General features: G+C 39.7%; 8 protein-coding genes. 1 reads left to right on the forward strand and 7 read right to left on the reverse strand.

Annotated features, from left to right (window positions below; translation table 11 throughout):
• Window positions 1–19: 19 nt before the first annotated feature.
• From QUB26_RS00425 to QUB26_RS00455, 7 genes are all read right to left on the reverse strand, one after another.
• The gene (locus tag QUB26_RS00425; protein ID WP_333237000.1) at window positions 20–1162 is read right to left on the reverse strand and encodes a phosphoribosyltransferase-like protein; all 1143 of its coding nucleotides are present in this window, start codon (window positions 1160–1162) and stop codon (window positions 20–22) included.
• Between the two features lie 15 nt (window positions 1163–1177).
• The gene (locus QUB26_RS00430) at window positions 1178–2473 is read right to left on the reverse strand and encodes a hypothetical protein (protein ID WP_333236997.1); all 1296 of its coding nucleotides are present in this window, start codon (window positions 2471–2473) and stop codon (window positions 1178–1180) included.
• Window positions 2474–2475: 2 nt separating this feature from the next.
• Entirely contained in the window at window positions 2476–3324 is an 849-nt protein-coding gene (locus QUB26_RS00435; protein ID WP_333236995.1) for a hypothetical protein, read from the reverse strand.
• A gap of 380 nt (window positions 3325–3704) precedes the next feature.
• A complete protein-coding gene (locus QUB26_RS00440; protein ID WP_333236993.1) occupies window positions 3705–7610 on the reverse strand; it encodes a hypothetical protein in 3906 nt (1301 codons plus the stop codon).
• Between the two features lie 44 nt (window positions 7611–7654).
• Window positions 7655–8488 carry a hypothetical protein gene (locus QUB26_RS00445; RefSeq protein ID WP_333236992.1) on the reverse strand — a complete coding sequence of 278 codons (834 nt, stop codon included), beginning with the start codon at window positions 8486–8488 and terminating at the stop codon, window positions 7655–7657.
• On the reverse strand, window positions 8485–9864 hold the full coding sequence (locus QUB26_RS00450) for a GNAT family N-acetyltransferase (protein WP_333236990.1): 1380 nt from the start codon (window positions 9862–9864) through the stop codon (window positions 8485–8487). Before QUB26_RS00450 ends, QUB26_RS00445 begins: the two co-directional genes overlap by 4 nt.
• Window positions 9865–10613: 749 nt before the next feature.
• Window positions 10614–10931 carry a hypothetical protein gene (locus tag QUB26_RS00455; protein ID WP_333236988.1) on the reverse strand — a complete coding sequence of 106 codons (318 nt, stop codon included), beginning with the start codon at window positions 10929–10931 and terminating at the stop codon, window positions 10614–10616.
• Window positions 10932–11182: 251 nt separating this feature from the next.
• Between QUB26_RS00455 and QUB26_RS00460 the strand changes: the two genes are divergently transcribed.
• The gene (locus tag QUB26_RS00460; protein ID WP_333142813.1) at window positions 11183–11365 is read left to right on the forward strand and encodes a hypothetical protein; all 183 of its coding nucleotides are present in this window, start codon (window positions 11183–11185) and stop codon (window positions 11363–11365) included.
• Window positions 11366–11432 lie beyond the last annotated feature (67 nt).

Here is an 11432-nt window from a genome sequence, read left to right on the forward strand (position 1 = left end):
AAACGAATCACGATGGAATTTAGCGTTTTCCATAGGGTGTTGCGTTTGGAGTCTGGCTGTGGTCAAAAATTGCTGTCCAGTCACGAGAAGATTTCCAAAAAAATGTCAAGGTATTGTTAGGGCAATTACGGTGATGACAAGTTAGAGAGGCAGAGTCAAGATACCCCAATGATGTGCTTCCAGCTCGCCGACAATATTTATTAACAAATTCTTCATATTCTGTTTCTGATATCTTATAATTAGATAGAGCAGCCAAAATTTTTAAATCCTTATAGTAAAGCATTTGTTCAGCATAAATTGTTTGCCAGTTGTCGGTAGAAAACTGTATTATTTCTTTTTTAAAGGTTTTTGATTGAGCAATATACATGATAATAAAAAATGATTTTTTCCATTTTGGGAACTGATCCAATAAATCGTTGATTAGGGAGACACAGCCGGATAACTGTTTACCAGTTCCATTTATGTAATCCATAAAAACAAAAACACTATTTTCTGGATCTACATCGACTTCAGGATCATTGTACCCAGGGTTTTCAAAATAGTCTTTTAGTAGTCTAGGTTTACTGGCAGGAGGGCAACCAGTCTCAGAACCAGTGAGAGCATGATTTTCGTAATAGCCCCAAAGTGTATGCTGGCTTTCAACACCCTTTTTTTTAGGTTGAGGAAGCCAAGCATACCGGATAACTTTATTACGCAGCCACCTTTTAAATTTTATTTCACTCTTCGTTGGTGGGTTTTCGAGAGAATGAAATGCTTCAATTAAATGTTCTTGATCGAGCAGAAAATTCAGAAGTTGGTCTCGTAAGTTTTTAACGTCTGTTTTAATAGTGCCTTCTGAAAAAAACTGAATCTCTCTCAGAAGCAAATAGGCTATATTTTTTTCAAGAGAAGTGTCAAATTGATTTAGCCATTCCCTGAGTGTATTAGTAGATATAGTTCCAGGTGCTTGTCTCAGTCGCTCAGCGATGGCATCTATGTGATGAATATCATAGATTTCTCTTTCATCTACTTCTCTTTCTTGAGGAAGAATAGAAGAAATTGGTGTGCGATAAAGCGCAGTTAAATCATACCAATTTTCTTGTAGTGATTCTAAATACTTTCTCAAATCATCTTCGTCATCTGAATTCGAGAAACTACTTAACTGATTTTTTTCCTGAGTCATATTTGGGATAAGTTATTAGTGAGTTTGACTTTCAAATGTATAAATATTATTAAACGTTTTCTTGGTTAAAGAAAAACAAAATGGTCTTCTTCCTGAAATTTCTATTATGTCAGATAATTCTGGTGTTTCTCTAATTTTAAAACTTGCTTTATTGTATAAAATATAGCGGGCTTCTGAATCAGTGCGATTGTAAAGATAATTATCGAAACTATTATTTCTTTTTGAAATCAGTTCATTAACTGATAACCTATATCCACCTTCCGCGAATAGGACTTTTAAAAATCCTTGAACATCTCGATCAAGTCCCAGATTTTTACAAACATATTCAAAGTAGCTAAATGCTTGAGCGCGGTACTGATTAACAAAAAGTCTTCGGGCTGTGTTGATATCTACTGAACCATTAGAATTCTCATCAGCTTTAGAAGCCCAAATCAGATGACACAAAACTTCTATATTTCTCGGCATTCCTCCAGAAACAATAGATACAAAATCAATAATATCTTGATTAAAAGGATAACTTTTATCCTTAAATCTTAGTGTGATCTTACTATTTTTTTCTTCTATATAATCCTTGATTTCTGTTTCACTTAATGGCTCAACCAATCTAAAATCAAATCTGCCATCTTTCAATTGAGCTGCTTCTGCTTGAATGTTAATCAAGTAATCTCCTGTCACACTAACACATATTCCCCAGCTTCGATTCGTAGAAAAGCACTTTTCAGACAAGTCGTGCAGGAAAGTCATCAATTGGGAGACATTAATTTTTAGGCTTGAAAATAAAATTTCTACTTCATCAAAAATCAGCAAAATATGACTTTTGGTAGTAGCGGCAAACATTCTCATAATTAAATCTATAAATTCAGGTTTATCAGCTTGCTTGATTAAAGTCAAGCATTCCTCCCTACTTAAAGCTCCCTGAGAAATCAAGCTCCTCCGAATATTATCCAAAACCATTCCATAAAAATTAGTAATTTCGCTCTTATTTGGATCGCCAGACATAGAAATTTGATTTGCTATTTCTTGAAATCTGATTGGAATACAAAGGCTGCGTTCAGCTTGAAGTACCTCTCGTCTGACAAGATTCAGTCGAGTTGTTTTACCAGAGCCATAATCTCCCGCAAAGAAAAACCTGATTGGTTCTGTTTTATATTTGATGCTATATCTCACTGTCTTCAGTAAATCAGATACTGTCCCTCTTTCTACAATAGGGTGAAACAGCTCATAACCTGCTACTGATGAAGCAGATCCTTTAGCTGCATAGGGATTTTGTGCAGGAGAGAGTAAGCCGCCATTGATATCTGTGTAAGCCATATTCAACCCACCATAGTATAGTCAAGTATCTTCATAAATCCATACTTAATACCTTGAATATCGATTAACTCGATACCAAGGTTCTCAGCAAGTTGTGATTTAGTCATTCTCAGTTCAATTCGATTGGTAATGCGAAGTCTTACTAAAAAGCTTTTAATTTCATCATCCCGGTAATCCGAAACTTCTTTTAATCGATTCACAACATGGCTAACCGGAACTAATCCCATATTTTTTTTTGCATATTCTTGATAGTTACTAATAACAAAATTCATGAGCTGTAGATAATTATTTATTTCAATTTGCTCGCTGTAAACTAGCTCTAAATAACCAACAGGATTTTTTTTATGATTTCCAATAAAGCTATAGCCACAATGCTCTATTAATAGTTGGCGAATCAAGGCAGGAGCCGGGTTATCACCCAGTTGATACTTATCTTTAAGTAGTTGTCGGTCCGAGCTATATGTTTTAACTATTTGTGAATACTGTGAGCAAACCTGAGTTAACTTTTCGTTAAATGACGTGGCTTCTAAAACCCACTTCAAAGCTTGAATAACTTCGATTTTGGATTGAAGCGAAAGTGGAACCGTTCTACCAGGAGTTAAGTCGCGGTAAAAATTATTATTAGCCTTGAATAAGTCAAGAACGTAAAAACCAGCTAAATAGTTTTTAATGGTTGTGGCTGACATCGGGCTTCCTGCTTTGGGGCCACTATGAGCAATAAGTTTGCCTTGAAGCCATGAGACAGCAGACTTGATAGTTAGTCCATCATTGGCTAAAATTCCCTCTGCCAGCAGCTTCATGTCTTCTTCATACTCTTTGGGCAAGTAGAAAATCGGGATTACCTTAGACATACTACGTTCTAAGCCTATAAGCAGAATATTGCTTCTGCAATAATCACCAATACCATCATACTTTACTTTAGTCTTCTCAACTAGACAGGTTAAAACAAAAGTGAAAACAACTTACTTTCTCACAGTTATCACCCAATTTGGCTTCCGAACTGATCTGTTAGAGCATTACGCTCTCGCTTTGAGAGGAGAACCCATAAACCAGAGCCCCTTCTTAAACTTCGCTAACGTAACCTTGTGCGAACAGACGCTCCTCTACCAGTAAGCCCCTGCCGACAATCTTGCTGCAGGTAAGGTGATAGAAGCACCATCCGTCAGAACAGGTCAAGTGCTCGGACTCAGGTCTGCCAACAAGTGAGTGAGAGCCTCTCACCCTTTAAAAATTAGTCCCGGCGGCGAAGCATAATCTCTAGATGTCCCTTTTTGTACAAAGTCTTTAAGAGTTCCCATACCTCCTGATTATGTGGCAAATTTTGACGAAGTTGGCTAATGGCGATCGCACTGCTGTCAGAGCTAATGGCATTTAAAAGCTGTCTTTCTTCCTCCAGAAGGCTTTCATCTCTTTTAAAATGAATTTCTTTCAATTTATCCTGAAGAACCTGACCCTTTTCAAAAATAGATTTGAGTTGGATTATTCGTTCTTCAAGGTTAGTTAAGTTGTCGATCGCAGATGGCAACTGTTCTCTTTGTAATGATAGCTGTGTTTTTAAATCAGTGAGTTGACTCAAAAACTCTGTCATATCGTGGTCGCGTTCTTGGGAAATAAAGGAAAAATCACGCTCCAATTGCTCCCATTCTGAAACCAAACCTTCGCAGAATTTTTGCAAATTTTTCCACAAAACTCCTTTCATAATGTGGTAAGATCCATCCCGGTCTTCATCATCAAATTTGCATCTATTTTTCAAAGGAGATTCATTAATTGAAATTAGATCGAGTAAGACTTCGTAACGACTAAGCATTTGCTCGAAAGCCTCTCGACGGGAGCGCTGTTCACCATTAATTTCCTCTTCAAGTTCAACCAAAGGTTGTTGCAGTAAATCGTACTGTCTAAAACTCTCAAGCTGATTGTTGCTAAAATGCTTAACAACCCGGTCAACAAAGTCATCATTATAACGCATCAAGCGAACTGGGTCTTTATTCAAATTCTCTCGTAAAATCTGTGCTCGATTTAGAATAATTCGCCACTTCTCTAAACCATCTACCAACTCCTCAAGCCTTAATTTAGTGGTTTCGTAAGTTAGCAAAAACTGCTGACACTGCTTTAGCTGATGATGCAATGCAAGTATATCAATTTCATTTACTTTAAGCGAACTAGCTAGGCTTTGGCAATCTTTATCTAGCTGATTTACTTGCCTTTCCAAAATTATCCGGTAGTCATTGAGACAAGATTCTAGGTCGCTATCACTTTCAATCATTTGACTAATTTTAGAAGCATTCAAGTCTAGGGTAAATTTTTCTAGCCTGAGTTTAATTCCACGCAGTTCTTTTTGCAGGGTTGAGCGCCTCTCAATGCAAAAATTTTCTAGAAGCTCCCGTTCGGCTTGAATATTTCTATGAACTTGGTCGAGAGCTACCTCAGACTCATGGTTAGCCTCAAGAATTTTTTCCTCCTCATTTATCTTTTCATTGATTTCATGTAAAATCGTCTCATCAAAACTTTCAAGTAACGAAGTAACCCGAACGCGGAGTTCTTTTAATTGACCATTTAACTCCTCTGGCTCTAATTCCAAACTGGCTTCGCGGATAACATCCGTTGAACGCGCCCACTCTATGTAGCGTCGCCGCTGCAACCATTCAAGAGCTTCTTGGAACTCGTCTTCAAGATAGCCAAGCAGTTTAACTGCTTTCCATAACTTTGAATACTCTAATGCTTTAACATCTTGCTGTCTCCACGCCGTCTCAACTGTCTGTGTTCTGCCTTGTGATTGCAGTTTTTCTTTAATAAACGATTCCAAAGGATGTTCTGTAAATTTAACTTGGGAATTTCCTTCCTTCCGTTTGGCAATTTTCTCCCCACTCATCAAGCCATGTTGTTTGAAAACTGCTAAAACACTGGGTAGGCTAGAACTCCCCATTTCAAACAAATTTTCAAATTCTTCTTTGGAAACTTGATATAACTGACGACCTTTGCGAACAGATAAAGGTATTTTTTCCAAGAGGAACTTATATTTACGTAACGTCGGGTTCAGACTATTATAGAAAGACTTATAATCGGTAAATAAGGCTTTACATTTTTGATAGAACACTGATTCGATAAGTTTACTGTCTGAGCCATTTACCCCCTGGAGGCCCCCAATTTCCCAAGTTTGAGGCGAAATCGCCGGAAACAGCAATCGCATGGCATACTGGTGACACTCTTGGCGATGGTGTTCTAATCTAGAGCGATCGGCTTTACTGACTTCAGGATTTTTTGAGAGCCAGTCTTGAATATAATGAGACAGACTCAGCAGCGTACAAACAGAACATTGTTCGGAAGGCATGACTTTGCGGAGTAAGCCGAAGGATGTGGGATATTCGCCTTCAAAACTTCGACCTAACTGAAGATGGAAGTCTACTTGATTAGTTCCGGCGATCGCAGTTAAAACCTGTGGAACGACGGTTGCTTTTCGCTCATAGCTAAAGTAAAAGCGCCAATCTAAGTGAGTTTCTTCTGGGGATTGAAACCTCATTAAACCAGATTCTTTACTCCCGACACTGATAACAAGAGAACGCTTAGGAAAATCCGCATTATATCTTTCTGGAGCCCCATCTAATAAATTAAAAACTCCAAACCTATCCTGCTTCCACTCCCCTTTATAGCGCCATGACCAATTGGCTTTCTGACCCGTTCTAGAAACTGGGAAGAGTAAAGAAATAATTTCCGACTTAAAAATCGTTGTAGCCATCTCTTCTTTTTGAGTATCATTCCACTCTCCAAACCATTGCTGACGAAATCGATTTAGAATTTTATCTACAACTGTGGGAATGCTTGTCTGAAGAAGGGCGACTAAAGCAAAAGTGCGCTCAGTCGGCTGTATAATGTGCAGTCCGTAAAAATTGTCATCTTCGGCTAGTTTTTTTAACTCCTTTAAGAGGTGAAATTGTTTAGCTACATTTTCAGAAAGACCTGAAGGGAAACCCGCGAGTAGCTTGATTACGTCTCGTCCTTTGGGGTGTTTTGGAAAGGAGATCAACGGCTCCAAGGTTTTGATAGTATTGCTAATTTTGTGTTGTTCCGTACCATATAACTGTACTTGTCCTTCTAGATAATCCTGAATCAAATCTAAAGGAGTATAGGGATGCTGATTATTTTGGGCAAAATGGACGATGCGTTTAAATACTTCAATGACGGTGCGAGGACCATTGCTGAAGTTTTGTCGATCGCATAATTGCCCTAAACTTTCAATTGTTGCTGGATGTGCCAAGTGATTTTGCTGCGCCTTGTCTTCCAGAAAATTAGTACACAAATAATTCCACAGTTTTGCTGGGAACTCAGAGCTGTACGCACCAGCTAATCTAAGAGATACTTTCTGTTCCTTCATACGGTGAATAATATCACCAGCTTGTTCTTCAATAGCTGATTCAGTCGGAGTAGTCGGCATACTTAGAATTAATGCAACAGGCGTAGAACCCAAAGCTCGCATTCCTTTAACTAAATCGCTCAAAATCTGGATGCGAACGCTAGCACCTTCTTCTGTTCGCAAAAATTCTTGGCTTTCATCCGCAAATATTGCTAAACCTGCAAAACCTGCTTGTCGAAGGATAGAAACTGTTTCCTGCCAAAAATTCAAAACATTATCAGTATTTGTGGTGTCAGTATTTAATTGTTGAATAATTTTTAAAGCTTTGTCTTCAGATAACTTGTACTTAAGCGCTATTTCTGCTGCTATATTTTGCTGAGACTTCAAGCCATATTTGCGATACAGTCCCTCAATCTGAGGAAGAAATTCTGGTTTGAGGCGCGTTTTTATCCAGCCATAAGTGGCAACCATCAAATCTCCCAGCTCTTTAAACTTGAAAGGTGGCACCGCCATTATCTTATGATCCTGACACTGCTGCCATAAATAAATTAGTGTTGCTGTCTTACCATACCCATAGTCGGCACTAAGGTAGCCAGTAACAGGTTTACCCTTACCAATTTCCTCAATCAAATGGTCTTTTAGAGTTTTTACGGGTTCAATTGGGTTATAGCTGCTTGCATATAGATTATAAACTCTGGCTACTTCTTGAGGCTCATTTTCTATCTGGGAGGGATTGACTGTATCAACAATTGCTTGGATAGAGTCTAGTTGTTCTAATAATCTTTTCATGGATTGTAAATATAAAGTGTGTCTCGGAGAATGCTAATACTTAGCTAAAGCAATTGAGTCCACTCAGGGGATTGAGTTAGCATTACCCATTGTCCGTATCCCCCTTCATAGCCACAGTCAAAGAAGCCACCTCGATCATAATCATAGGTGCATTTAGCATTATCTATGCTACCATCTAATCCGCTCGGATCTAGCAACAACATTTGACAAATAGCCTCTTGAACTTCTTCTCGCAAGAAAATCTTGACCCCATAGGTTCGTTGTTGCTGTTTGTAGATTGTATCTACTGCCTGAAGTAAAATAGGAGCGGCACTGAAGTAGCGACGGGTGAAGTGTTCGTATTTGCCTTCTGGTTCTATAACACTGGGTGATAACGATCGCAGCCAATTGAGGGCACCAGCCACACTCGTATCACTAAATGCTATTTCACTGGTAGGTAGTTCAAACTTCACAGCAGCCTTTTCAATTACTTCTCCAACTAGGGACTTTTTTTCTGGCGGTGATAAAACAACTTCTTTTCGCAACCATAGTTGTTGTACAACTGTAGCATAAGTCCAAGAAAACCTTTTTTCAGCTTCTTCTTGGTGTAGATTATAAATTACTAAATGTAAAAAATCTCCTAGCAATTCGGGGTTAGACTCTTGAATTTTAGCTGCAACTTGACCAAGAGGTGTCAGTGAGGGGGGATTTTTTTTTGAAATAATTGAAAGATTCCGCAAGAATGGAAATACCACCTTTTGGAGAACGGAAAGCCCTAAATTACAACTAGCTCCAAGCTGTTCAAAATTTGTTTCTTTCTTTCTCAAAAAATCAAGAATTATAGCTACTCTTTCTAGGGTAGTATTTTGCTGAATATGTAAAGTTAATTTATTGCTCATAAAGCGCGTTCTAAAGTATCTAACCAAGCAGTCAAATTGTGCATAATCCGATATTCTCGGCTGGTTCTCAATTTATCAATACTTTGACAAAAGAAACATGAATGTTGCGTAGATTTTTTGAGTTCCTCTAGACCAGTTTTAGTAGTTTCAAAACCGCGTCTAACGGTAATTTGAATTTGAGAAGTACCCGGAAAAAAGATGCTGCCGAAGGCTCCTGCTTTTGACCAGGTTGAGCTATCTAAGCTATGGGGTACAAGGGAGTTGTTGCGGAGGCGATAAAAGCTGTTTGGACCGCCAATGCCAAAGCAGTGAACTTTCATGTTTTTTTCGCGGGCGATACTGCCAACAATCTTAAACAATGCCAAACTAGATTCAGAAATCATATTAACGCTGCCGTTGGGTCCTGACGTTCCCCAAGAGCCAAAGCCGATACGGGTAATACCCATTTTTGCATAGGTTTCAATGCAGCGATTGATTTGGTTGATAGTGCGTCCGTGTACGGGGGCGATCGCGCGTTCTTGTACATAAACAGGCATTTTACCGAAAAATTTTTCGCAATGGTAAAGCGTTTCGCGAACTTTGTACTCCACTATTTCATCTGAATCAGTTGAGATGGGTACAATATCGGGCAATACATACCCATCTGCCCAAGTATTATTGCGATAAAAATTATCTAAAAATTCCAGCAGTTGATCGTAAGTAAATTTCCCCTGTTGCACCTGATATGCACCGCAATCTAGCCAGACTTCCGAAATGTTTCCCACATCTTTTTGTTGACGAAAGTATTCTGTAGTAGAAGCTGGGCACGTTATCGGTGAGTAAAGAACGTTTTCAAAAGGATTACGCCGATCACCGCTAGAATTCCACAACTGCCGACTGCGTTCAATCTCAGGGCCGCCAGCACTTACGGCAGCCACAAACTTGGGAATTGTCAGGAGAATATTAGAGCATAATATCTTTTCCCAAACAACCAAAGAGCGGCGTTTACCAGGTTCAATTTGTACTCGATCAAATCCCATCTTGTTGTAAAACCCGTTAGCTTCTATGTCCAGGGGGCATTTTAGGCGCAGTTTTGTAATACCGCACTTCCTACTGTGTTTTTCCCATGCACAAATAAGCTGACGACCCATGCCTAGCCTGCGGTGGTCGGGGGAAACGCAAAGATGGTAAAGAGTAGAGATTTTGTCTCGACGGTGATGAAAATGGAGAAAGCCGAAGGGGTGGTAAAGAATTTCACCGCTTGCGATCGCAGAAGCCAGGACTGCCCGATTCACAAAGCCTATCTCTTGCCGATGCACATCGGCAAGCACCTTAATCTGAACTAGCTCCTCGCTCGAAGCAAATACCACCTCTGACTCTAAACACCTAGTCTGCACACATACCTCACTTCTTCCAACCAACGAACGTAGACAAGTGTAGCCGATGTCCGCACCTGTTAATTTTACACTTGTTGCTTGTGGTAAAATTTATACAATTAATTGTATTGTACTTTTACGACTTTATTAAACTTTTGCATTAATAAATTCTTTGATTAAAACATTACATCTTGATTAGTTAATAGTTTTATAGAATAACTTACTTAACCAGAATCTATGCCAGTATCCCAATTAATAAGGTGGATCCGATAAGAAACCCATGATAATCTGATAATCTATCCATAATCAAAATCTGACACACGTTGCAAGGTGATTCGCGTATGCTACTTGCATAGTCCTATCAGTAGGATGTCATGGCTACATCCTATGACCAGCAAGGGTTGTGCTGGCTATTACTGTCACACCCGGTACTTGCACGAAAATTAAGCATTTTAGAAGGATAAAGACTTCAGAATATAACACAAGTGCTAACAGATCACAACACCAGCAGCACTTAACTGGATTTTTAAGAAAGCCCCAACACAAAACTGGATGGATAATTTATGGAAGAGAGCGCGAGCTACTAGAATGGCGAACTTATCCTGCAACACTTAGAACTTTTAGGCGCTTACCCGCTGTTTACTAATTGATGTCCCCAATGCGGAATAACTTATTCCAAGTACGAAACCCCCTCTGCACTGGGCTATTCCAAGTGTTGCGAGCTAGAGATTCGATGTAAAGCGATAGTTCGGAACGGTACTCTTAATTTCTTAGCAACGGGAAAACACTCGCTCGACACCCCACTTGGAAGTGCAGCCGACTAATCCCCCAACAAACACCCAAAACGCGCCTTGAGGCCACACACTTAACACCGCAAACTCATGCGGCCACGATTGCCAGAAGCGAAACAGGATTGCAGCGATCATTGTTAGTAAGAATATTTTGCCAACAGTTGCTTCACCGATCGTCCAACCCCGGTACATTCCCCGGCAACAGGCGATCGTCAATTCAAGAAACAGCACCAAGTTCAAAACGCTGATGATGGCGCTGTTGATGTTGATGTTGTGCAAAAAGGTTAGTGAATTCATAGGGTTGATTTTTTAGACTACTCGCTAATCTAGCAAGCTTAACAGAAGTTGTGTAGCCACTGCTTTTCAAGTTTCCTCACCAACGCTCGTCATCCCAAAAGTCACCAACTAAAAAACCCAGGGGTCGCTGGGACTGTGTGCGATCGTCAAGCGAGTTTCTGCTGCTGTGTACTTTGTGTGTTCTTACTTGGCGATCGCTCAAGAATGAGACAAGCGTGAAATGATGGCAGATAGGCACTAAGAAATATGGAATGCAGAGAATGACTGACTGGCCGATCGAACAAATCAATTTGCTGGAAATGGACTATGCCGACATCCTTGCCAGCAGCATCCATCCATCATTTGAACTACAACTGGTAAAATCGGGGGTTAACCCATCAGAAGCCCGCATCAAAACCAATTTCCTCACTCTGTCTGGTGCGCCAAAAACCTAAGACTCCCGAACAATGGGCTATTTTAACCGAAGCATGGGAAGTAGCTTGCGAGTATAAGCCCACCGTT

The organism is Microcoleus sp. B4-C1, assembly GCF_036705285.1.
In the GTDB taxonomy this organism is placed as follows: domain Bacteria; phylum Cyanobacteriota; class Cyanobacteriia; order Cyanobacteriales; family Microcoleaceae; genus Microcoleus.

Coding starts and splice junctions, on each gene's coding strand:
- QUB26_RS00435 (WP_333236995.1), bottom strand. CDS start 3,324: ATGTCTAAGGTAATCCCGATTTTCTACTTGCCCAAAGAGTATGAAGAA.
- QUB26_RS00445 (WP_333236992.1), bottom strand. CDS start 8,488: ATGAGCAATAAATTAACTTTACATATTCAGCAAAATACTACCCTAGAA.
- QUB26_RS00430 (WP_333236997.1), bottom strand. CDS start 2,473: ATGGCTTACACAGATATCAATGGCGGCTTACTCTCTCCTGCACAAAAT.
- QUB26_RS00460 (WP_333142813.1), top strand. CDS start 11,183: ATGCAGAGAATGACTGACTGGCCGATCGAACAAATCAATTTGCTGGAA.
- QUB26_RS00425 (WP_333237000.1), bottom strand. CDS start 1,162: ATGACTCAGGAAAAAAATCAGTTAAGTAGTTTCTCGAATTCAGATGAC.
- QUB26_RS00455 (WP_333236988.1), bottom strand. CDS start 10,931: ATGAATTCACTAACCTTTTTGCACAACATCAACATCAACAGCGCCATC.
- QUB26_RS00440 (WP_333236993.1), bottom strand. CDS start 7,610: ATGAAAAGATTATTAGAACAACTAGACTCTATCCAAGCAATTGTTGAT.